The sequence below is a fragment of the Streptomyces sp. R44 genome, from assembly GCF_041053105.1.
Lineage (GTDB): Bacteria > Actinomycetota > Actinomycetes > Streptomycetales > Streptomycetaceae > Streptomyces.
In genome coordinates, this window is sequence record NZ_CP163444.1 from 8,355,407 (window position 1) to 8,379,019 (window position 23,613).

Annotated in this window: 14 protein-coding genes; 4 read left to right on the forward strand and 10 right to left on the reverse strand. The window is 70.2% G+C overall.

The annotated features are described in order from the left end of the window. Positions 1 to 2: 2 nt before the first annotated feature. The 3 genes from AB5J54_RS38575 to AB5J54_RS38585 all read right to left on the reverse strand — a co-directional run bounded on the left by AB5J54_RS38575 (position 3) and on the right by AB5J54_RS38585 (position 3,499). Positions 3 to 1,649, reverse strand: a complete 1,647-nt coding sequence (locus tag AB5J54_RS38575) for a hypothetical protein (protein WP_369148616.1) — start codon at positions 1,647 to 1,649, stop codon at positions 3 to 5. Between the two features lie 59 nt (positions 1,650 to 1,708). Then, a complete protein-coding gene (locus AB5J54_RS38580; protein WP_369148617.1) occupies positions 1,709 to 1,930 on the reverse strand; it encodes a hypothetical protein in 222 nt (73 codons plus the stop codon). Between the two features lie 963 nt (positions 1,931 to 2,893). Continuing rightward, positions 2,894 to 3,499 (reverse strand): dihydrofolate reductase family protein, encoded by a 606-nt coding sequence (locus tag AB5J54_RS38585; RefSeq protein WP_369148618.1) that lies wholly within the window; start codon positions 3,497 to 3,499, stop codon positions 2,894 to 2,896. A gap of 950 nt (positions 3,500 to 4,449) precedes the next feature. On the opposite strand from AB5J54_RS38585, the gene AB5J54_RS38590 reads away from it, so the two are divergent. Then, complete coding sequence (locus AB5J54_RS38590; RefSeq protein ID WP_369148619.1) at positions 4,450 to 4,974, forward strand: peptidylprolyl isomerase; 525 nt, start codon at positions 4,450 to 4,452, stop codon at positions 4,972 to 4,974. Between the two features lie 1,181 nt (positions 4,975 to 6,155). On the opposite strand, the gene AB5J54_RS38595 is transcribed toward AB5J54_RS38590, so the two are convergent. The 3 genes from AB5J54_RS38595 to AB5J54_RS38605 form a co-directional block, all read right to left on the reverse strand. Continuing rightward, positions 6,156 to 7,121 carry an MASE1 domain-containing protein gene (locus tag AB5J54_RS38595; protein ID WP_369148620.1) on the reverse strand — a complete coding sequence of 322 codons (966 nt, stop codon included), beginning with the start codon at positions 7,119 to 7,121 and terminating at the stop codon, positions 6,156 to 6,158. A gap of 170 nt (positions 7,122 to 7,291) precedes the next feature. After that, positions 7,292 to 8,134, reverse strand: coding sequence for a PP2C family protein-serine/threonine phosphatase (locus tag AB5J54_RS38600; protein ID WP_369148621.1), 843 nt, complete (start codon positions 8,132 to 8,134; stop codon positions 7,292 to 7,294). 761 nt (positions 8,135 to 8,895) lie between these two features. Next, positions 8,896 to 9,312, reverse strand: coding sequence for a winged helix-turn-helix domain-containing protein (locus AB5J54_RS38605; protein ID WP_369148622.1), 417 nt, complete (start codon positions 9,310 to 9,312; stop codon positions 8,896 to 8,898). Between the two features lie 1,373 nt (positions 9,313 to 10,685). On the opposite strand from AB5J54_RS38605, the gene AB5J54_RS38610 reads away from it, so the two are divergent. The 3 genes from AB5J54_RS38610 to AB5J54_RS38620 all read left to right on the forward strand — a co-directional run bounded on the left by AB5J54_RS38610 (position 10,686) and on the right by AB5J54_RS38620 (position 17,700). Continuing rightward, on the forward strand, positions 10,686 to 12,266 hold the full coding sequence (locus tag AB5J54_RS38610) for a sigma-70 family RNA polymerase sigma factor (protein ID WP_369148623.1): 1,581 nt from the start codon (positions 10,686 to 10,688) through the stop codon (positions 12,264 to 12,266). A 400-nt stretch (positions 12,267 to 12,666) separates the two neighbouring features. Then, positions 12,667 to 15,036, forward strand: coding sequence for a non-reducing end alpha-L-arabinofuranosidase family hydrolase (locus AB5J54_RS38615; RefSeq protein ID WP_369149600.1), 2,370 nt, complete (start codon positions 12,667 to 12,669; stop codon positions 15,034 to 15,036). 39 nt (positions 15,037 to 15,075) lie between these two features. Further along, positions 15,076 to 17,700 carry an RICIN domain-containing protein gene (locus tag AB5J54_RS38620; protein ID WP_369148624.1) on the forward strand — a complete coding sequence of 875 codons (2,625 nt, stop codon included), beginning with the start codon at positions 15,076 to 15,078 and terminating at the stop codon, positions 17,698 to 17,700. Between the two features lie 215 nt (positions 17,701 to 17,915). On the opposite strand, the gene AB5J54_RS38625 is transcribed toward AB5J54_RS38620, so the two are convergent. From AB5J54_RS38625 to AB5J54_RS38640, 4 genes are all read right to left on the reverse strand, one after another. Further along, positions 17,916 to 19,022, reverse strand: coding sequence for a ricin-type beta-trefoil lectin domain protein (locus AB5J54_RS38625; protein ID WP_369148625.1), 1,107 nt, complete (start codon positions 19,020 to 19,022; stop codon positions 17,916 to 17,918). Between the two features lie 26 nt (positions 19,023 to 19,048). Then, a complete protein-coding gene (locus AB5J54_RS38630; RefSeq protein WP_369148626.1) occupies positions 19,049 to 20,695 on the reverse strand; it encodes a ricin-type beta-trefoil lectin domain protein in 1,647 nt (548 codons plus the stop codon). An 85-nt stretch (positions 20,696 to 20,780) separates the two neighbouring features. Then, entirely contained in the window at positions 20,781 to 22,208 is a 1,428-nt protein-coding gene (locus AB5J54_RS38635) for a non-reducing end alpha-L-arabinofuranosidase family hydrolase (RefSeq protein WP_369148627.1), read from the reverse strand. A 393-nt stretch (positions 22,209 to 22,601) separates the two neighbouring features. Continuing rightward, entirely contained in the window at positions 22,602 to 23,555 is a 954-nt protein-coding gene (locus AB5J54_RS38640) for a LysR family transcriptional regulator (protein WP_017241805.1), read from the reverse strand. Positions 23,556 to 23,613 lie beyond the last annotated feature (58 nt).

Genomic DNA, 23,613 nt, shown 5'->3' on the forward strand with positions numbered 1-23,613 from the left:
CGTCATCCGTCCTTCCAGTCGGCCAGGACTCTCTTCGCCTCGTCGACCCGGGCGGCGGCCAGGCACGACACGACGGACCTCACCTGCGTGGGGACGCCGAGGGCGACGAGCTCGTCGAGGAAGAGGTCCTTCGCCGCGGGGTTGAGGCCGAAGAACGCGGTGGCGGGCACGACGGTGCTGTAGAGCAGCATGGCCGCGGCGTACCAGTCGTCGCAGGGGAGGAGCCGGCTGCGCGAGGAGCGGTCCGGGTGAAGGAAGCCGGGTGTGCCCCAGCGGGTCCCGTAGGACAGCATCGCCGCCTCGTCGTCCTCGTGGACAGCGCTCTCGAAGTCGATGAACCGCATCCGAAGCGTGTCGGCGTCGATCAGGACGTTGTTCGGCGAGAGGTCGCCGAGGACCACACCGCGGGCGTGCACCTCTTCGATCATGGGGACCAGGCGGCCGGCGACCTCCCGGAACAGGGGCACGAACCGGTCCACCCGTCCCTCCCGTCGGATGTACGGGGCGAGGATGACCTCGTCGCGCGCCCAGAAGTCGTGGAACGCGACACCCTCCAGCCGTTCCTCCACCAGGAACGTGTGCTCCCATTCCCGGAACAGGTCCACCGCCCGGGGGACGGAGTCCAAGCCCTCCAGGCGGCGCAGTACCTCGTACTCGTGGCGCAGCATGTCGACTGCGTCGACCGTGCGGTCTCCGCTCGTCCAGCAGTTGGTGAGCCGCCGGGCCTCCTTCACGACGACCGGATCGCCGGTGAGCCGGTCGGTGCCGTGATAGACGCCGCCGACGTTGGAGAAGGCGAGGGCGCCCTCGACGAGATAGCGATCGTGGAGGAGTGTGCCGTCGGACTCCACGTCGGACTCCACGCCGGACTCCACGCCGGACTCCGCGCCGGACTCCGCGCCGGACTCCGCGCCGGACTCCGCGCCGGGTTCCGCGCCGGACCGCGCCGCGGCCTCGGACGCCGGTCGCTCCGCCGGCTGCTCGGCGAAGGGGTCGCGGACCCAGGGCGGCAGCCGGAAGAGGGGCAGCCGTTCGTCGGCCACGTACGAGCCGTCAGGCGCCACCAGAAACGTGCTCTGCGTGCCGTCGATGTTGAGTCGCCGTGGCGGCCGGAAGCCCCCGTAGCGATAGAACAGCACCCTGCTGTCCCGATAGCGGCGGTCGGAGAGGATGTACGGCCCCTCGACGGCTTCGTCGGCCGTGCACTGGTACAGCGTCTCGATCAGCTCGGCGAAGGCGTGCTCGTCGGGCGGGTACAGCGTCATGAACTTGCCGGAGAAACCACGTTGCTGTGTCTTCGAGTTGAGTACGGCCAGCATCGCCGGGTCGGCGGCGGCCTTGAATTCGACGCGGTACGACACGCACACGGGGACCACGAGTTCGAACAGGCGGACGGCGTGCACGGGGGCGGAGGAGACATGGATCTTGAAGCCCTGGATGGGCGGCGGAGCCGACCGCCCCGTGGATCCCGGCGCCCTCCGCGCGTGCAGCCAGACGTCCCCGCGCTCCAGAACCCAGGCGTCCGGCAGCAGCCGGTGCAGCGCGTCGCGGTACTCAGGGGTGATGGCCCTGCGGGACAGCGGTTCGTAATGCCGGGGATCGGCGAGGCCGAAGAGGTGGTGGGCAGCCAGGGCCGCCTGGCGGTCCACGGGCGCTCACCCGCCGGGGCCCCGCGAGGGGCCCCGGCCGGCTTGTGATCCTTCCGCGGTCACATCTGCACCGTTCTGCCGCCAGGGCCGCATGCCACGCTGTACGTGCTGCAGCCGATCGACTGGGTGCTGTGGAAACCGGCGACGGCGGGCGCGGCAGCACCCCCTTCGGGCTGCATCCCCTGCAGCCCCAGCACACGGTCGACGTCGGCGGAGGCCCGTTCAAGGCTCGCCTTGACCTCGTTCAGCGAGGCGGACCTCGCCTTGCCCTGCTTGGCCATGAGTTCCTCCTGTCTCCTGGCAGACGTGCTGCCAGGAAACGGCCGGCCATTGTGCGCTGCCAGCCCACAAGGCCTCCACCGGCCTTTCCTGACGGCTTCTCCACCGGGCCCGACCTGCGAGGACTCCGCTGTGCGGCCCCCCAGCGGACCAGGGCCGAACGGGTTACCTGTCCAGGATCTTCGCCGCGCGAGGGAGACCCCACGCGCCGGCCCCGGACCCGGCCGTTCAGCCAGAGTCACCGCGCCCTGGGACGCTCCTCGCGCCGTCGACCGGAGCTGTGCGGCCGGGGGACCGGTGAAGACACGGGAGACCGCGTCGGCCGGCCAGGGCGTCGGTGGGACGATGCCGTGGGTACGGGTGGTGCTCAGGTCGTGTGTGGAGCCGGGCAGTGCGGGCGAGGCCCACAGCAGGTGGCCGCACCTGCACACCGCCGCCGGCGCGCCCCGTCCACCGCCGCGCCCGATGCGATGGCGACAGCACGGTGACGGCGGCGTAGGCCGACGATGTGCGGCCCGGGCCGCGTGCCCCACGCGATCGACCGGCCCGCTGTCGGCGGGCCGGTCTTGGATCTCGCGCGGCGCGTTGCCGCTCCATCGAGCGACCGCGCACCGACGCGCCGACCACCGCGCCCATCGAGTCGGGCTTCGCTCCGGATCTTGCTGCGCGCGGCGTGCCAGGGCGGGCTTCGCACCGCGGTCCGGCCTCGTTGATGGCACTCACTCGCGTACGGTGCGCGACTCCTGCACGAGTGGGGACCGGCTTCCGTCCCGTTCGGTGGTCCACTGAATCGCGGGGCAGGCCGGATCGCCAGGCGGGTGAGGCTCGCGGTCGGAGCGCGGGCCTCTCCACCACGTCGGGTGATCACGTCCACGGAGAGACGACGCGGCGCCCTCTTCCGCGGTCTCTGCTGCATCGCGGATGTCCGCCGGTGGTCGTCGGCGGAGAAACCGCAGCAACCACCATCAGTAGCTGTCGTAGCTGGGTTGGCCGGTCGGCCGGTAGACACCGACCACGGTGCCGCCCTTCGTCGACGAGACGCTGACCGGCTCCAGCGCCGTGGGGATCGCACCCTCGGCGAACAGCCGCTTGCCTGTGCCGATGATCACCGGGTGGATGGTCAGCCTGTACTCGTCGACCAGGCCGTGCCGCATGAGGGTCTGGGCGAGGTCGCCGCTGCCGACAACGTTGATGTTGCCGCCGTCGGACGCCTTCAGCGCCCGTACGGCATCGACGGTGTCGCCCTCAAGGAGCGTGGAGTTCTGCCACTGGACGGACGTCAGGGTCCGAGACGCCACGTACTTGTGCATGCTGTTCATCCGCTCGGTGAACGGGTTGTCAGGATCGGCCGTCGGCCAGTACGACGCGAAGATCTCGTACGTCTTGCGCCCGAGCAACATCGCGTCGGCTCGCTCGTACCAATCGGCGATGGCCGCGCCGACCTCGTCGTCGTCCACCGGCTTCTGCCAGCCGCCGTGCCGGAAGCCGCTCTCCGCGTCCTCGTCCGGACCGCCCGGTGCCTGCATGACGCCGTCGAGCGTCAGGAACGTGCAGACGATGATCTTGCGCATGGTGTGCTCCCTTCCTCTACGGGTAGACCACACAACCACCGGAAACTCATCGCGCCACTTCCGCGGCACAGCACTACGGGGTCGCACCGCGACATCGGATCCGGCACCCGTGCGACATCGACCGTGACATTCGGACACGACATTCGAGACCCGGCAACTCGTGGGTACGCCCTTGCGTCGTGCGCCGTCACTCCGACCTGGACGTTCCTCGTGGATCCCGCGCCCTGTCGTCCGCCGGCCCGGAACAGCGCCGCGATCAGCACCACGGTCTCTGGGGCGTGGCAACTCTGACAGCACCCGCGCCTGGCAAGTTCGGCCGGCGCCCGGCGAAAGGGATGACCCACAGCTGGGCATGGCTCCTGAAGGAGCGTCTGCGCCTGCGGCGGGATGAGTCGGCTGCGCCATGGCTCCGGCTGGGACGGGTCTGGGGGCGCGGACCGGCGCTCCTTCTCCTTGGCGTCCGTTTGGCGAACGCGGGACATATGCCGGCCCAGACCGACGGCGGCGCCTTCCCGGGCTCCGCGACAGGGCACCGTTGTTCCCCTCACTCACGCCTCACTCACGGGGTGTTCCTACGTTGCCGTCGATTCGGTACGGACCCCAGCGGTCCCGGCAAGGCCAAGGACGTGTCGCCTGAATGATGGGGCTCTGGTCACGCTGATCGGCCGGAAATCCCACTCCCGCAGGCCACACCACGCCCTAGACTGCGACCGCTCCAAGACCTGGAGATCATCGGGAGGGCGTGCAAGATGAGACGAGCACTGATCAGTGCATTCGCGGCCGCGGCGTTAGTGGTGTCCGGGGGAAGTGTCGCCACCGCTTCGGACAGCGCTCCGCCGCGCACCACGCACGGTCCTTGCCAGTACAGCCAGACCCCGGACGAGCCGCCGGCGCGCCGTGTCCCGCTGCCGCCCGACCCACGGCGCACCCCTGATCGTGGCGTGGTCGACGTGGCTGTTCCGACCAGTCAGGGCCCGCTTCCGCTGCGCTTGGACCGGGCCAAGGCGCCGTGCACGGTCCAGAGTTTCCTGCACCTCGCACGCCACGGTTTCTACGACCGTACGGTGTGCCACCGCCTGACGGCGTACCCGACGCTGAAGGTCCTGCAGTGCGGCGACCCGACCGGCACCGGTGAGGGCGGGCCCGGGTACAAGTACAAGGACGAACTGCCGGTGGACCTGCCGCCCGCAGCCACCGACCCCACGGGCACGCGCCGGCTCTACGGACGCGGCCTGCTGGCGATGGCCAACGCCGGCCCGAACACGAACGGCTCACAGTTCTTCGTCGTCTACGGCGACTCCGCACTGCGACCGAACTACACGGTGTTCGGCACGGTCGGCCCCGACGGTCTGGCCACACTCGACAAGGTCGCCGCCGGAGGCATCGAGCCGACCGCGGAGAATCCGGCACCGGTCGACGGCGCACCCGCACTGCGGACCGAGCTGCTTCACGTCCGGCTGTCCTGCCGGCACTGACGCACCGCGATGTCGCCGCGTCCACGACGAACGTGCCTGGCGGCGTGCGGGGTCGGCCTGCGGCGACACTCGAAGGCCCAGTGAGTCCCCTGGCTCCTCCATGGGGGTCGCGGCGAGCGGCCTCGGTGTCCGGGTGGGCGTCGTCGAAGTCCGTCCGGTCGACCTCACGATCGGCGTCCTCGGACAGCGCCAGGTTCAGCGGCTCGTTCGGACGGCCCGGTCACTCGTCCGCCTCGCCCAGCACCGTCTCCAGGAGGGCGAGGGGCGAGGCGGCACCCCGCGAGGGTGCCGTGTCCTGTGAGCCCGGCCAGTGGCGTGCCCCCATCCCTGCGGGCACTCTCGGCGGCGGCCCCGGCGCCGAACAGGAGTTCTTCGTGTGCTGGGGGTACGCGCCTCGCATGGCCGCTGACCAGCCGAAACGGCTGCGATTCGGCCAAGCTGCAGGCGGCTGGTCCGCGTATGGCCCGGAGCTTGGTCGGTCTCGTCCCTGGCCCCGAAGAGCGACCGCCATGCGGGAGCAGTTCGCACCGGAAACCGATGGACGCTGAGCCTCGCGGGGACCACTCGTCCCACGACGGAGACCCGGAATCGGGGCTCGGGGCTTTGCGGGCCCACGTGCATGTGACCGGTGGGTCATAGGAGTCGAAGTGTGAGCTCGATTCATACCCGATTCCGGGCGGCGGCGGGGGTTCCCGCGGGTCCGGCTGGGCAGAATGAGGGACCTGCACAACCGTCGGCCTTGCGGGTCAGCAGGTAGATGCAGGATGTGCGGGCGGGGCGGGGCGGGGCGGGGCGGGACGCTGGGCGTCCGACATGAACGACGCCGTGCTGACGGCTCTCGTCGCCGCGGGGGCCGCGATCGGCGGCGGAGCGCTGACGGGGGTGTTCGCCCTCGCTGCCGCCAAACGGCAGGCAGCGGCCGCGTGGGCGGGCGGGGGAGCGGCAGGCCGCTGCCGCCTGGGAGGCCGGCCGACAACAGGCGGCCGCCGCCTGGGACGCGGGTCAACTCCAGGCCACGGCCCAGCTCGACGTGTCCCGCCGGACGCTCACGGAACAGGCTGCCGGCTCAGGACCGTGCATCTCCAACGCCATCACGCACCAGCTTGTGAGCGCCGGACAGTTCCCATGCCTTGCAGTCGTTCCAACGGCTCCTGATCCCTGCGCCGGCTCCGGCGCGGGGATCACGGATTCCGGTGCCCGCCAGGTGGGGCTGCCCGGCTCTCGGCGGTGCCGGGTGGACCCGGTGAGGGCTCGCCCGCCGCGAGGTGCTCCAGGACCTCCGCCAGTTCCTGGCAGGCGCGGCGCACCGACCGGCGGGTCGCACGCTGCTCGGTGATGACGGAACCGAGAAGCAGGGCGGTCAGGGCGGCGGAACCGTTGAACGCCTGGAGCTTGGCCATGATCTCGACGTCCGTGAGGTGGAGGAACGCGCCCCGTCCGGAGGTCGCCTCGAAGGTGGCGAGCACGGAGGCGAAGAGCGCGCACAGCATGCTTCCGGCGAGCTGGAAGCGGAGCGCTGCCCAGATCAGCAGGGGGAAGACGAGGAAGAGCATGCTCATCGGGCTGAGCACGATCATGGGCATGAGGATCAGGGTCGTCAGCCCCAGAAAGGCCGCCTCCTTCCAGCGCCGTACCCGGAACCGTCCGGCCGGCCCCGCGAGGACGAGCATGAGCGGGGCGACGAGCAGCACCCCCATCGTGTCGCCCACCCACCAGGCCAGCCAGGCGGGCCAGAACTCGCTCTTGTCCAGGGAGCTCTTCGCCACCTGCAGTCCGACCCCCGCGGTCGCGCTGATCATCATGGCGCCGAACCCGCCGAGGAAGACCAGGGAGAGTCCGTCCCGCAGCCGCGCCATGTCGCGCCGGAAGCCGGCCCGTCTCAGCAGCAGGAAGGCGCAGAGTGGCGCGACGGTGTTGCTGACCACGATGACCACTGTGGTGGGCCCCGGAGTGGTGAGGGAGGCGATGACGAGGAAGGAGCCGAGGGCGATCCCAGGCCAGACCCGCGCGCCCAGCAGCAGCAGGGCGGCGACGGCGACGCCGGTGGGAGGCCAGATGGGGGTGACCACCACGCCTTCGACGACGAGGCGGCCCATCAGGCCGAGTCGTCCGGCCGCGTAGTAGCAAACCGCCACGGCCAGCGACATCAGAGCCGCCTCCGTAGAGGACCGGAACTGCCGAATATCCAACACGTCAGCCATCAGACACCGGCCGGGCCGCCACGACCGGGCAAGGCCCCTGCGTGTCGGGCGCCGCCGTCCGGCACGGGCACGGGCAGGTCCGAGGACCGACCCGCCCCGAGGCGAGCCCCCTCCCCTCACTCCTTGGCTGCCGGCCGGGCCGGACCGCCGTCATGGCCGACGACCAGGACGGCCGCGTCGTCCTCGTGCCCCACCGTGGCCGCCAGCTTCATGACGGCGGTGGCGAGCGCGTCGACGTCCAGTCCGGCGACGGCGGTGATCCCGGCGAGCCTCGTCACCCGGTCCAGACCCTCGTCGACGTGGAGCGAGGGCCCCTCCACCACCCCGTCGGTCAGGAGGACGAAGACGCCGTCGGCGGTGAGCCGGCGGCGCGAGGCCGGGTACTCGACGCCGGGCAGAACACCGAGAGGAGGCCCGCCCTCGCTGTCGTCGATGCCGGAGCGGCCGTCGGTGGTGGCCCAGATGTGGGGGATGTGACCGGCCCGGGCGCACTCCAGGGTGCCGGCAGCGGGGTCGAGCCGCAGGAAGGTGCAGGTGGCGAAGAGGTCGGCGCCCAGAGAGATGAGCAGGTCGTTGGTGCGACCGAGCAGCTCTCCCGGGTCTCCGGTGACGGAGGCCAGCGCGCGCAGTGCCACGCGGACCTGTCCCATGAAGGCGGCGGCCTCGATGTTGTGTCCCTGCACGTCACCGATGGACATGCCGATCTGCCCGCCGGGCAGGGAGAAAGCGTCGTACCAGTCACCGCCGACGTTGAGCCCGTGGTTGGCGGGCTCATAGCGGACGGCCAGCCGGGCGCCCGGAAAACTGGGCAGGTCCGAGGGCAGCATGCCGCGCTGCAGGGCCACGGCGAGCTCGACACGGGAACGCTGCGTCTCGGCCAACTCCCGCGCCCTGGCGGTCAGCGACCCGAGCCGGACCAGAAGGTCCTCGCTGTTGTCGGCCGGCCGTCTGCGGAACATCGATCACTCCGACGTCACGACAATCCTCGCATCACTTCGTCCCGGTCTCCAGCACGCGGGACCGCAGGGGACCACCTCGGTACGAACAGGTCCTTCCCACTCTGCCCGGAGGGGACAGCGTCCGCATCTCATCGGCGGAGAACCGCGGCGGATCCCAGCGGGGCCACCCCACACCGCCGTAATCGCGCAGCGGTTCGGCGAGATCGAAGACATCGCCCCGCCCCTGGCCTACGTCCGGACCGAGCAGGCCGACGCCGCGCGACTCGCAAGACACCGGCGGCCCAAGGGACGCCAGGCATGAACACGAACCACACCCTCGGCCCCCGGCGCGAAGAGTTCTGCGCCGGTCCTCCTCGCCGCCGGGGGGTGGCGGTGACGTCCACCCGGCAGAACCTGCTGCCGACGGGGTGGGGTGCAGACGGGGCTGGCGGAGGGTGAAGGACGGCGTCGTACTCATTCAGCCGGCCGAACAGGATGTTCCGTATGCAACGCCACAGGGAGCGCCCGTGACTCCTGACCCCACCATGGCCCACACGCTGTGCGTGCCAGGGTGTGACCTTCCTTCCGGCCTCCGCCGGGGGGCAGCGGCGGCGAGGTTGCCCAGGTCGCGCTTCACCAGTGACAAGATGCCGGCGGTCAGGTGGAGGCGGACGTTACCCCACAGCACAATCGGGGTTCCGAGCTGGATGTGAGCACGGACTACGAGGTCGCGGAAGTCGCGCCAGCCGAAGCCCTTCGGCTCACCCTTGCGGCCTCGGTACTCACGGATCCGGTAGATCAGCCGGGATCGCTCGCCGGGCGGGCTGCCACGACCAGCCGTGCCGCTTCAGCAGTTGCCAGGTGCCCTCCACCGTGGAGCTCACGTGGCACAGTCGGCCGATCAGCGTCTTGATCCGGGCCGGTGTCCACCGCTGGTCGGCCCAGTCGTGGACCAGAGGCCCTCGCTCCAGCTCCCGTTCCAGTCTCGCGATCTGCGCCTCGCTGAGCCTCGGCCGCCCCGGCGATCCCTTCGACAGGACCCCCGCTTCACCGCCCTCGCGCCACTGACGGCGCCACCGTTCCACGGACCGCTCACTGACCCGCAGCGCGCGGGGCTGGACGGAGGACCGTGAGGCGAGGACGCGGCGGCTGCTGCGGATCGCGCTGCAAAACCTGAGCCGTTTCCGCTGCGCCGTCATGCGTGTCAGAGGATTATCGCCTGCCTCACCCCCGGGCGGGAGTCTGGTCCGGGAATGGTCCGGATTTTGGTGTGTGCTCGAAATTTCCTGCGACATGGCAGAGCCTCAATCGCGAGGGCGAGCTGCGCCACGGTTCAGTCGACGTGGGATGGGTGTCGGGGAGGGCGACTTGGGGTTGGCGGATTGTCCTCAGGGCTTGGTGTTGTCGCGGACCTTGTGGAGTAGCCGGTGCTAGGCGTCGTCAGCCCTGCGGTCCCGTCCGGCGGCCGCCGTGCACGGTCACGCCCGAAGCGGGCGGAAGCGCGCCGCTTCGAGTCGTGGGCTCTCCCTCAATGGCCGCGTCTGGCTGGGGAGCGTGACGCGGGGTGCGCCTGCGCTCACATGGGCGTCGGCCCTTCCGGTGGGGTGTGATGCACCTGGCCACGGTGATGGCCGAGAACTTCCGTGGGGAAAGACGGCTGTCGTTGACGCGATACGGCTGTGTCTCCTGACGTCGGCGGCGGATTTCTACCGCGTTACGAAGGATGACTTCCACGCGGGAGCTGCGACTCGGCGGGGGCTCGGATGCAACAACGCCATGTTCTCGGCCGCCGGGCCGTGATCAGGAACCGTGGGTATGAGCGATGTGGCGGAAGAGTTGATTCCGCTGGTGGGAAGCGGTCTTCTTGAGGTTGTCTATGGGGGCGCTGACCTGTATCAATGCGGCCGTACCCACTCCTGACCTGCACGGATAAGCTTTTCAGCGTATTTCGGGATCGTGCTGCTTTACGCGGTCGATTCTCCCCACGCGCTCCCCAGGACCGTCGACACTCCCCAGAGAAAGTGCCGTTGCGGCGGGCCGTGGTGGCACGGGACGCCATTTCATCGGAGGCGCCGCCAAGGGCACGCTGAGTGACTTCCTGCGAGGGCAGGGCAGAAGCCTGGCGTCGAGCGGATGAGCCGTCGTCAGGTCAGGGAATAGTCAGGGCGGTCCGTGTCAGCGCGAGGTGCAGCATCCCCGTCACCAACGGCATCCCGTACAAGGAACCGTCCGCGCCTGCGCTCGCTGCCACTCCTCCACTGCGCCATGTGGCAGCGGCATGTCCAGTGCCGTACTGGCGACGGCCTTGAAGGCGATCAGCATCGCCTGGTGCCGAGTCGGACACTGGTTCTTCGGAGCGTGGAGCCCCAGCGAGCGGTCTTCCGAGATCGTCGGCTTGAATGGGCCGTCAGCGAGTTGGCCGAGTGCGACCGGACACACTCCCCGGGCACCGGGCCTTCCATGTCGGCACGGGCCAGACCGTCCGCCCGAGGCGCAGGCTTTGGCCGTATGCCTCTGCCGAGGCTAGGGTGTGCCGCCGTACTCGGCGGATCGCTCCCTGAAGAAGGTGGGAATGGGGCTCATTGATGCAGACCACGCGGGGCTGGTCGTCGCGGCGCAGGCCGGTGACGATCGGGCGCGCGAGGAGCTGATCGCCGCATACCTGCCGTTGGTCTACAACATCGTCGGGCGAGCGCTGGACGGACATGCCGATGTCGACGACGTCGTCCAGGAAACCCTGTTCCGCTTGGTGCGCGACCTGCCTGCCCTGCGTGCCCCGGAGAGCTTCCGGTCCTGGCTGGTGTCGATCACGCTCCGCCAGATCAATACCCACTGGCACCGGCAACGCGCCTTCGCCGACCGGACCACGGTCATCGACGAGGCACGCCAGATACCGGACGCGGGCGCCGAGCCTGTGGACGTGACGATCCTGCGGCTGCACGTGTCGGACGAGCGGCGCCGGGTCGTCGAAGCCGGCCGTTGGCTCGACCCGGACCACCGGGTGCTGCTGTCGCTGTGGTGGCAGGAGTGCGCCGGCCTGCTCAGCCGGGAGGACATGGCCGCCGCGACGGGACTCACGGTCGCGCACGTCGGAGTGCGCCTGCAACGCATGCGCGAGCAGCTGGAACTGTGCCGGACGATCGTCGCCGCGCTGGAGGCCGATCCGCGCTGTCCGCAACTGGACGGGACAGTCGTCGGCTGGGACGGTCACCATGCGTCGGTGTGGCGCAAGCGGATCGCGCGGCACACACGTGACTGCACTGTCTGCAGGGCGACGTCGGCAGAACGGGTTCCGGCCGAACTGCTGCCCCTCAGCCTCACGACACTGGCCGTCCCGGCCGCACTGATCGCCGCGCTGGCCGCCAAGGGCTTGCTGTCGGGTACGGCAGCGAGCGCCGCCGGGCTGGCCGCGGCCCCTGTCGCCGTCGGCACGGCGACAGGGGGAGGCGGTCTGCACGGCGCTCTGATCGGCAAACTCCAGGCGGTGACCGCTCATCCGCTGGTGAGCCTCGCGACCGGCGCGGTGCTCATCGCCGGAACCGCCACCTATGCGACCTGGCCCGAACCGGCGCCTCGAGTGCCCGGCGCCACCGCCGCTCCCACGGTCGGCACTCCCACGCCCCTTCCCTCGCGCACCACCACCTCGGCCGGACCGTCCCCGGCGAGTCCGTCCCCGGTGAGCCCGCCCTCGGTCGGCCCGTCCGCCGTCGCGGGCACCGTTCCGCTGGGCGCACAGTCGCTGGAGTCCGCGGACAACCCCGGCCTGTTCGTCACGTACACGGGCGATTTCGCGGCGCTCGGCAGCGTCGCCGCGTCCAGCGGCGCGCAGGCACGTCAGCGGGTCGCCTTCACGGTCGTCGGGGGACTGGCCGACACGCAGTGCGTCACCTTCCGCGCCGCGGACGGCCGGTATCTTCGCCACTCCTACCTGCGGCTGCGGCTGAGCAGCGACGACGGCAGCGCACTGTTCCGTGAAGACGCCACCTTCTGTCCCCGTCCCGGGGCGGTCGCCGGGTCCGTGACCCTGCACGCGCACAACTATCCGGGATCGGTCCTCCGCCACCGCGACGGCGGCATCTGGCTCGACGGCTCCGACGGCACGCGGGCCTTTGCCGGCCAGGCTTCCTTCATCGTGCGCAGCCCCCGGGCCTGAGCACCGCTCCTCGGGCGGTCCCGACCGAGTCGCACAGTCGCAGCTGGTGCTCCTCCAGTCTGATCGCCCACGGTTCCTGCCCGACGCCGTGACCTGCGTTCACCGCGAATCAGTGCGGCGCCCCTCTTCCACGGGCGCGACCAGGCCACGGCGTCCGGCATAACGCTTTCTGCCTGCGAGATGCCTCACTGGGCAATCCTGCGGACGGCGCGACTTTTCTGTTACGAGACCGCGAGCTCGGAAGCCTCCACTTCAGGGGTGTCCTTCCCGCCGCCCGTCACGACGTGCCGGCGCGGCAGGGTCCCGACTTCCCTCACTGACGTATCCCCTGAAGAAAGCCCCTCACATGACGCACCACACCCACGAACCCAGGGCGACCGGTACGCAGGGCCCCCGAGGCATGAAGGGCCTGCACCGGCTCCGTCGGCGACGCCGGACATGGGCGATAGGACTGTCGGCCACGGCGCTGGTGGCCGGCGTCGTGACGCTCCTCCCCAGCTCCGCCGGAGCCGCGGGCCTGGGCACCCAGGCCGCCCCCTCGGGCAGGTACTTCGGCACGGCCGTGGCCGCCGGCAGGCTCGGCGACTCCGCGTACACCGCGATCGCGGACCGGGAGTTCAACATGATCACCCCGGAGAACGAGATGAAGTGGGACGCCATCGAGCCGTCCCGCGGCAATTTCAACTTCGGCCCCGCCGACCGGATCGTCGATCGTGCCCTGGCACGCGGCCAGCGCCTTCGCGGCCACACGACGGTCTGGCACTCGCAGCTCCCCTCCTGGGTCGGCTCCATCCGCGACGCGAGCACACTGCGCGGCGTGATGAACCACCACATCACCACCGAGGTGACCCACTACAAGGGCAAGATCTACGCCTGGGACGTGGTCAACGAGGCGTTCGCCGATGGCGGCAGCGGCGGGCTCCGCGACTCCGTCTTCCAGAAGGTGCTGGGCAACGGCTTCATCGAGGAGGCGTTCCGCACCGCCCGCGCGGCCGATTCCGCGGCCAAGCTCTGCTACAACGACTACAACATCGAGAACTGGTCGGACGCCAAGACCCAGGGCGTCTACCGCATGGTCAAGGACTTCAAGTCCCGCGGCGTTCCCATCGACTGCGTCGGGTTCCAGAGCCACTTCGGGACGAGCGGCCCGCCGGCGAGCTTCAAGACCACCCTGGCCGGCTTCGCCGCCCTGGGCGTCGACGTCCAGATCACCGAGCTGGACATCGCCCAGGCATCACCCACTCACTATGCGAACGCGGTCAGCACCTGCCTGTCCGTGGCCCGGTGCACCGGCATCACGGTGTGGGGCGTCCGGGACAGCGACTCCTGGCGCAGCGGCGAGAGCCCGCTGCTGTTCGACGGCGGCGGCAAGCCCAAGCCCGCGTACACCGCCGTCATGAACGCTCTCCACTCCGGCTCCGGTACGACTCCGGGCAAGCCGACCGACGGTACCGGGGAGATCAAGGGCGTTGCCTCCGGCCGCTGTGTCGACATCCCCGGCTCCACCACCGCCAACGGCACCCGCGCGCAACTGTGGGACTGTGGGGGACAGGCCGACCAGCGCTGGACCTACACCGCCGCCAAGCAACTGAAGGTGCACGGCGACAAGTGCCTGGACGCCCAGGGCAAGGGCACCACGAACGGCACCTCGGTGATCGTCTGGGACTGCAACGGCGGCGCCAACCAGCAGTGGAACGTCAACAGCGACGGCTCGATCGCCGGCGTCCAGTCCGGGCTGTGCCTCGACGCCGTCGGCGCCGCCACCGCGAACGGCACCACGATCCAGCTGTACGCCTGCGCGTCCGTCAACAACCAGAAGTGGACCTGGACCGCCCCGTCCGGGACGGGCAGCGGCACGTGTGATCTCCCGACGACGTACAAGTGGCGTTCGACGGGTGCCCTCGCCCAGCCGTCGAACGGATGGGCCGCGGTGAAGGACTTCACCCACGTGACGCACGACGGCAAGCACCTCGTCTACGCGTCGAGCGCGTCGGGAACCTCGTACGGCTCGATGGCGTTCCGCCCCTTCACGAACTGGTCCGACATGGCGTCGGCCGGCCAGACGAAGATGAACCAGAACGCGGTGGCGCCCACCTTGTTCTACTTCGCACCCAAGAAGATCTGGGTGCTCGCGTACCAGTGGGGTGCCGCGCCCTTCAGCTACCGCACGTCGAGCGACCCCGCCAACCCCAACGGCTGGTCCGCGCCGCAGCCGCTGTTCACCGGCAGCATCCCCCGCACCGAATCCGGCACCGGACCGATCGACCAGACCCTGATCGCCGACGAGAAGAACATGTACCTGTTCTTCGCCGGTGACAACGGCAAGATCTACCGGGCGAGCATGCCGATCGGGAACTTCCCGGGCACCTTCGGCTCGTCGTACACGACGGTCATGAGCGACACGGCGAAGAACCTCTTCGAGGCGCCGCAGGTCTACAAGGTCCAGGGCCAGAACCGGTACCTCATGATCGTCGAGGCTCGGGGCGTGAACGAGCGGCGCTACTTCCGCTCGTTCACCGCCTCCAGCCTGAGCGGTACGTGGACCCCGCAGGCCGGCAGCGAGAGCAACCCCTTCGCGGGCAAGGCCAACAGCGGCGCCACCTGGACCGACGACATCAGCCACGGTGACCTGATCCGCACCAACCCCGACCAGACCATGACCGTCGACCCCTGCAACCTGCAGTTCCTGTACCAGGGCAAGTCCCCCACCGCGGCCGGACCCTACGACCAACTGCCCTACCGGCCGGGCGTCCTCACCCTGCAGCGCTGACCTTCCCGAACCACGGTTGCACAAGGAGTAACACCCCCCATGAACAACCCCACCAACGCCGGACGCCGCGGACGTCACCGCCGTCGCAGGACCGCCACCGTTCTGCTGCTCGGCGTGCCCGCCACCGTCGTGCCGTACCTCCTGTTCGTGCAGGACGACTCGCAGGCCGCGACGGTCGACGGCAGTGCCTACTACAAGCTGGTCTCCGTGCGCAGCGGCAAGGTGCTGGACGTCAACGCCTTCTCCACCGCCGACGGCACCCGTATCCAGCAGTGGACCGACCAGAACACCGCCAACCAGCAGTGGAGGTTGCGGTCCACCGGGGACGGCTACTACGAGCTGGTCAACCGCAACAGCGGCAAGGTGCTCGGCATAGCCGGCGATTCGACCGCGCAGGCGGCTGCCGCCGAGCAGCAGACCGACAGCTCCTCCGCCTCCCAGGAGTGGCGGATCGACGAGGTGAGCGGTTCCGGCGCCGTCACCTTCACCTCCCGCAGGAGCGGCCAGGTCCTGGACGTCTCCGGAGGCTCCACGGCCGACGGCGCGGCAGTCATCCAGTACGGCGGCCATGGCAGCACCAACCAGCAGTGGAAGCTGGTGAGGACGGCCGAGGCCCCGGCCACCGGGACCGGACCGTACGCGTGGAAGAACGCCCAGGTGGTGGGCGGCGGTTACGTCACCGGGCTGGTGTTCAACCCACGGGCGAAGGGCCTGCTGTACGCGCGTACCGACATGGGCGGCGCCTACCGCTGGGACAGTGCGGCCGAGCAGTGGATCCCGCTGACCGACTGGCTCGGCGAGAAGGACTGGAACCTGCTGGGCATCGACTCGGTGGCCACCGACCCCGTCGACCCCGACCGGCTCTACCTCGCGGCCGGCACCTACACCAACGAGTGGGCCGGCAACGGCGCGATCGTGCGCTCCACCGACCGGGGCCGCACCTTCCAGCGCACCGACCTGCCGTTCAAGCTGGGCGGCAACGAGGACGGCCGCGGGGCGGGCGAACGGCTGGTGATCGACCCCTCGGACAACCGCACCCTGCTGCTCGGCACCCGTAAGAACGGCCTGTGGCGCAGCACGGACAGCGGTGCGACGTGGCGGCAGGTGTCCTCGTTCCCCGTCAAGGACGGGGCGAGCAGCGGTAGCGGCATCACCTTCGTGACGTACGGCCCGGCCGGCAGCAACACGGTCTACGTCGGCGTCGCCGACAAATCCACATCTCTGTACCGCTCCACCGACGGCGGCAGCACCTGGCAGGCCGTCCCCGGCCAGCCCACGGGCCAGTTGCCGCAGCACGGCGTGCTCTCCGGTGACGGCTCGCTGTACCTGACGTACACCAACGCCCTTGGACCCAACGGCGTGACGGCCGGCTCGGTGTGGAAGTACGCACCGGCCGGCGGGGCGTGGAAGAACGTCTCGCCGTCCCAGGGCGGCTACGGGTTCTCCGGCCTGGCCGTCGACCCGCGCCAGCCGTCCACGGTGATGGTCACCACCCTCGACCGCTGGTGGCCCGAGGACGAGATCTACCGCACCACCGACGGCGGCACGACCTGGAAGGCACTGGCGGACAAGTCGGTGCGGAACGCCTCCGCCGCTCCCTACGTCGGCGCCCACACCGGGCACTGGATGACCGCCCTGGCCATCGACCCCTTCGACTCCGGACACGTGCTGTACGGCACCGGCAACGGCATCTGGCGCAGCAAGGACGCCAACGCCACCGACAACGGCGGCACCAGCCACTGGACCGCGGGCGCGGGCGGTCTTGAGGAGACCGCGCTGATGGACGCGATCGCTCCGCCCGGTGGCGCCACCGTCGTCACCGCCATGGGCGACCAGGGCGGCTTCCGCCACGACGACCTGACCCGGGTGCCCGCCGGGCGGCTGGGCAACCCGATGATGACCAACAGCACCGACATCGATTTCGCCCAGTCGAACCCCGAATTGATGGTCCGCGTCGGCCGCGGCGGCGCGCAGGACGGCGCCTACTCCACCGACGGCGGCGGCAACTGGAACGGATTCAAGGCGGAGCCGGTGGCCGGGGCCCAGGACGGCCATGTCGCGCTCGCGGCGGACGGCTCCACGATCCTGTGGACCCAGGCCGGTCAGGCCCCGTACCGTTCGACCGACAAGGGGGCGAGCTGGTCGAGGGTCAGCGGCCTGGGCACCGACGCCGTTGTCGTCGCCGACCGCTCCTCGGCCAGGACCTTCTACTCCCTGTCCGGCGGCACGCTCTACGCCAGCACCGACGGCGGCGCGGTCTTCACCGCCCGCGCCACGAACCTCCCCGCCGGTCGGCTCACCGCCGTCCCTGGCATCGCCGGAGACCTGTGGATCGCCGGCGGCGGCCAGGGGCTGCTGCACTCCACCGACGGCGGCCGCACCTTCACCGCGCTCACCACGGTGAAGTCCGCCTCCGCCCTCGGCTTCGGCAAGGCCGCACCCGGAGCCTCCTACCAGGCCCTCTATCTGATCGGCACTGTCAAGGACGTCACAGGCGTCTTCCGCTCCACGGACAAGGGCGCCACCTGGCTCCGCGTCAACGACGACGCCCACCAGTGGGGCAGCATCGGTGGCGTCGGCGTCATCACCGGCGACCCGGACACCTATGGCCGCGTCTACGTCGGCACCAACGGCCGCGGCCTCCAGTACGGCGACCCCTCCTGACCCCGACACCGGATGCACTCATGTTCGATGTGTGAGCTGATGCGCGATCACTGACGGACTGCCGCCCTCCTGGCCGATGGGACATCTCGGTCGGAGGGCGGCTTTCCGCTGGAGAGCGTCCCGTGGGCGGCGGTTGCGGAGCGGCGGCCTGGGTCTCGTGCGGGCGTGATCCGCGGGGAGGGTAGGTGCCGTGCGCCGGATAGCGCTGGCCGCGGTCATCCGGCAGTCAGGGTGGTCCACTTCTGATTGGAGCCGCCGTGGCAGTCCCACAGCTGGAGCTGCGTGCCGTCGGCGCTGGAGGAGCCCGGGACGTCGAGGCAGCGGCCGGAGGCGGGGTTGCGGTAGCCGCCGTTGTAGGGCTGCCACATCTGGTTGGCGCCGCCGTGGCAGGCCCAGATCTGCACCGTGGTGCCGTTGGTGGTGCCCCAGCCGGCGGCGTCGAGGCACTTGCCCAGGGAGCGCAGGGTGCCGTCGGTGTAGGCGGACCAGAACTGGTTGGCGCCGCCGCCACAGCTCCATGTCTGGACGGCGGTCCCGTCAGCGGTGCCGGCGCCGCTGACGTCCAGGCACTTGGCGGCGATGCCGGACTGTACGCGTGCGGGGGCGGGGGCGGGGTTCCTCAGCCAGCCGGCGCTGTCCGCGGCCTGGACGCCGCGGTGGAAGGCGTCGGCCATCTTCCGGTAGCCCGCGTCGTTGGGATGCAGGGGGTCGGCGAGGTCGGCCGTGGTCAGGCTGCTCATGTCGACGAATGCGACGTGTTTGCCCGCGGCCTGTGCGGCGCCGACGATCTGGGGGATGGCCTGGTTGTACGCGCCCCGGTGCTGCTCTTCGGAGCTGCTGGTGGACACGACCAGGGAGGCGACGAGGACGGTTGCGTCGGGGACGTCGGCGGTGATCTGGCTGACCAGCGACTTCAGCCGGGCGATGGCGGTGTCGACCTCGGAGGCCCCTTGGAGGTCGTTGGTGCCGATGTGGAGCGTCACGACGTTGGGCCGGTAGCGGGTCAGCGCGGCGTCGGCGAGTGCGGCAATCTGGTCGATGCGGTATCCGGAGTGGCCTTCGTTGTCGGGGTCGGACATCGAACCGGCCCGCCCCGTGCCCACGAAGTCCACCGGGTGGCCGTCCGCCGCGAGCCCGTCCCACAGCGGCGCCCGGTAGCCGTTGCCCGTGCTGCTTCCCACGCCCCAGGTGATCGAGTCGCCCAACGGCATGACCCGCAGGGGCGTGTCGGAGGCGGCGGAGGCGGGGGCCGCCCCTGTCGCTGTCACCGCGAGCGCGGCCGCGAGGAGCGCGACCAGGGGGCGGATCCAGGACCTTCTCATGGGGTTCCCTTTCTCGGGGTGGCGCGTCACGGGAGAGTGGTCCACTTCTGGTTGTTCTGGCCGTTGCAGGTCCACAGGACGACGGGGGTCCCGTTGGCGGTGCCGGCCCCGTTGACGTCGAGGCACAGGCCGGCGTGGACGTTGCGCATCGACCCGTCGGCCTGCGCGGTCCACTTCTGGTTGTTCTGGCCGTTGCAGGTCCAGATGATGACCCGGGTGCCGTTGGCGGTTCCCTGGTCGTAGGCGTCCAGGCACTTGTCGCCGTAGACGCGGATCTCGCCTCCGGCCCACTTGGTCCACAGCTGGTTGGCGGCAGTGTGGCAGTCCCAGACCAGCGCCTGCGTCCCGGCCGCGGTGGAGGCGCGGTCCACGTCCAGGCAGCGGCCCGATCCGGTGCCGCGCAGACGCGAGGTGGTGGCGGCGATCGGGCTGCCGCCGCTCACCCGGAAGACGGCGACGCCGTGCGCGGGGACGCTCGCCGATATCTGCCCGGACGTGCTCGACGTACCGCCGGTCCACAGGTCGGTCAGGGTGAACTGTCCGCCGGACAGGCCGACTTGCGTGGCCGTGGTGGTGATGGTCGCGGTGCCTGCTCCCCGGTTGAACAGGCCTACCGCGACCGAGCCGTCGGCCAGGGGCTTGGCGAACACCTCGGTGCTGCCGTCGTCGCGCACCCTGCGCCCGCCCGCACCCAGCGAGTCCTGGTTCACCGCGAGGAGACGCGGGTTGCGCAGGATGGCGCTCACGTCGGCGGACATCGTACGGATGTCGTTGCCGGCCATGAGCGGGGCGCCCATCAGCGACCACAGGGCGAAGTGGGAGCGGGACTCGGTCAGCGACAGGCCGGGACGGCCGACGACCAGCATGTCGGGGTCGTTCCAGTGTCCGGGGCCGGACTGCGCGGCCAGCGGCGCGGTGATGTCCAGGACGTTGCCCACGCCCATCGGATAGCTGTTGGTGTTGTCGTTCTGCCAGATGTCGAGCAGGTCCTCGGTCGTCCGCCACAGGTCGGCGACCTCTCCCCAGTCGAACTTGTCGCCGGTGGGGGCGTGGAAGCTGTTGGGGTTGATGCTGTAGACGATCGGCCGGCCGGTGGCGCGTAGGGCATCACGCATGAGGGTGAACCGTTCGACCTGTTCAGCAAGGGTGCCGCTGCCGGAACACCAGTCGTACTTGAGGTAGTCCACGCCCCATGAGGCGAAGGCGGCGGCGTCCTGGGCCTCGTGGCCCTTGCTGCCGGTGGAGCCGGGGTAGGTTCCCACACCCTGCGCGCAGGTGCGCTCGTTGGGCGCCTGGTAGATGCCGAACTTCAGGCCCTTGCCGTGGATGTAGTCCCCGAGCGCCTTCATGCCGCTGGGGAACTTGGTCGGATTGGCCCGGAGGTTGCCCGCCGCGTCGCGCTGCGGGTCGAACCAGCAGTCGTCGACGACGACGTACTGGTAACCGGCGTCCTTCATACCCGAGGACACCATCGTGTCGGCGGCCTGGCGGACCTGCGCCTCGGTGATCCCGCATCCGAAGCTGTTCCAGCTGTTCCAGCCCATCGGCGGCGTGAGCGCCGGGCTGCCCGGCGCGGCCTCGGCGGTCGTGTGGGCGGAGGCGGTGACGCAGGCTGTGAGCGTCAGCGCGGTGGCCGCGAGGAGACGCCATAACCGTCGGTGCGGGGGAGCCATCAGGATTCCTTCCTGGCCTGCGCAGCGGAAGCCGCTGCGCAGGCCGGATCGGCGAGGTCATGAGCGGTGATCAGGTGCGTGCGAGTCAGCGCTGCAGGGTGAGCAGTCCCGGCCGGTACGGCAGTCGCTGGTAGGGGATGCCCTGTGGTGTGGCGGGGTCGTAGCCCTGGTAGAGGAACTGCAGGTTGCAGGGGTCGACGGTCATGGTCTGGTCGGCGTTGACGCGGACCAGGTCACCGTGGCTGATGTCGTTGGTCCAGGTGGCGCCGCTGTTGGCCTTGCCCGCGAAGGGGCTGCTCTCGGTGCCGGCCTGGACGGTCCACGGGCCGTTCAGGCTTGGGGCGGTGAACGAGCGGAAGAAGCGGTGCTCGTTCGCGCCCCGAGCCTCGACGATCATGAGGTACTGGTTCCGGCCCTGGACCTTGTAGACCTCCGGCCCTTCGAACAGGTTCTTCGCCGTGTCGCTCAAGACCGTCGTGTACGACGAGCCGAAGCTGCCCGGGAAGCTCCCGATCGGCATCGTCGACTTGTAGATCTTGCCGTTGTCATCGGCGAAGAACAGGTACATGTTCTGGTCGTCGCCGACCAGGGTCGGGTCGATCGGGCCGGACTCGGGGAGGCTGCCGGTGAACAGCGGCTGCGGGGCGGACCAGCCGTTCGGATCGGTGGGGTCACTGGACGTGCGGTACGTGAAGGGCCAGGCGGTACCCCACCCGTTCGAGGCCAGTACCCAGATGTTCTTGGGCGCGAAGTAGAACAGTTTGGGCGCCACCGCCGATCCCTGGTTCATCCCGGTCTGAGTGGCCGTCGCCATGTCCGACCAGTTCGTGAAGGGGCGGAACGCCATCGTGCCCCACGACGAACCGTCGGAGGTGGTCGCGTACACCAGGTTCTGGCCGTTGTACGGCACGGTGGTGAAGTCCTTCAGCGCGACCCACCCGTGCGCCGGCTGCGCCAGCGGACCTGTCGAGGTCCAGCGGTACGTCGACGGAAGAGCACACGTGGTGCCCGGCTCGGACAGGCCGGTCCACTTCTGGTTGTCGCCGCCGTTGCAGTTCCACAGCTGCACCGCCGTGCCGTCGGCCGCGCCACCACCCGACACGTCCAGGCACAGCCCGGACTCCACGGCGACGATCGTGCCGTCGGCGTTGACCCGCCACTGCTGGTTCGTACCGCCGTTGCAGCTCCAGATCACCGGCCGGGTCCCGGCCGTGGTGGCGTGGCCCGGAACATCCAGGCACTTGTCGCCGTACACGGTCAGCCGGCTGTCGTCCGTCGCCGTCCACCGCTGGTTGGTCCCGCCGTGGCAGTCCCAGATCTGCAGGTTCGTGCCGTCGGCCTGGCCGGCGCCCGGCACATCGAGACACCGGCCGGAACCGACACCGCGTAAGGCGCCGCTGGTGGCGGCGTGGGCCGGGCCGACGACGAGCATCGCCGCCAACGCGACCATGGCCGCGAGCACGGCGGGGAGCGCCGGAGATCGGTGCCCGCGGTGGAGATGGCGTCTGAGCATGGTGACCTTCCGTTCGAAGCATCCGGCGGGCCCCGACGAGTCGGGGGGCGATCACTGCAACGAGGGGCCTGATTGTTCGAAATCCCGAACGACGTGCGACAGTTCGACCAGAAAATAGATTTCTGGCCGAGGCTCCGTCAATGTTTCCGACGAGTTTCGTTCCGGCGCGCGCGACCCGAATAGCGAAATAGCCGGGCCGTCACACACGTTGACCTGCATACGGAGTGGGGTGCCGTTGACATTCGCGCCAACCGTGACCGGTAATTCGGCCTGTTCGGTATATCGGTTATTCGAGGCGCAGGGGCGGTCCCGCCCCTGAGTTCCGCCAGGCGTTCGCGGTGGTCGGCCACCGGTGCGAACCGCTGCCTGGAGGCGCAGCGCGTGGCCGCACCGTCAGCCCCGCCGGACCGCCCCGAGCTGGGCCCGGTGCAGGTCTGGGGCGGTGAATCGCTGCGCCACCGTGCGTAGGACGCGGGCCATCGCCTGGGCCGGTGGGGTGGCAGGGCGTGCCGCGGCGCGTGCGAGGAGGATGCGGCGGGTGGGGGCCGGGACGTCGGAGGCGAACGGCAGGAGGCGTACGTCACTGCGTCGGCTGGTGAGCGCCAGACGGGGTGCGAGCGCGATGCCGAGACCGGCGGCGACCATGGCCTGCGCCTCTTGGTAGTCGTGCGACGAGTAGGCGATGCGGGGCTCGAATCCCGCCTGGCGGCAGCTTCGGCGCAGGACGTCGGCGACGGGATGGTTGTCGGCGCGGATGATCCACTCCTGGTCGGCGAGATCGCCGAGGCTCACGGAGGGACGTGTGCGTAGGGGCGAATCGGCGGGGACGACAAGCACCGTGGGGTCGTCCAGCAGGTGGGTGACGGCAAGCGCCGGATCGTCGAGGCGGTTCCATTCGTAGTCCCAGAGCAGCCCCTGCTCCACCTCCCCGGCGTGCAGCATCTCCCTGAGCTCCGCGAGGACTCCTGCGCGCACCTCGATACGGATGCCGGCGTGGCGGCGTCGGAAACGCGTGAGCGCCAGCGGCAGCAGGGACGCGCTCGCCGTGGGGAAGGAACCGAGCCGCAGGGTGCCCTGGTCGAGGGCGGTGAAGGAGTCCAGGTCGGCCTGGGCGGCACGGAGTTCCCGGCGGATGGCCTGACCCCGTTCGGCCAGCGCGGCACCCGCCGGGGTGGGGCGGATACCGCGTGGCAGCCGCTCGATCAGCGGCTGCCCTGCCTCCTGCTCCAGCAGCGACATCTGCTGGGAGGCGGCGGAGGTGGTCATGCCGAGGGCTTCCGCCGCGGCAGTGAGCGAACCGCGTTCGGTGGCCTCGGTGAGCAGCAGCAGACGGCGCACGTTGAGCATGCCGTCGACTTTAGCTGAGCTAAACCCAGGTGAAGCAAACCGCGATTGTTCCGAAGTC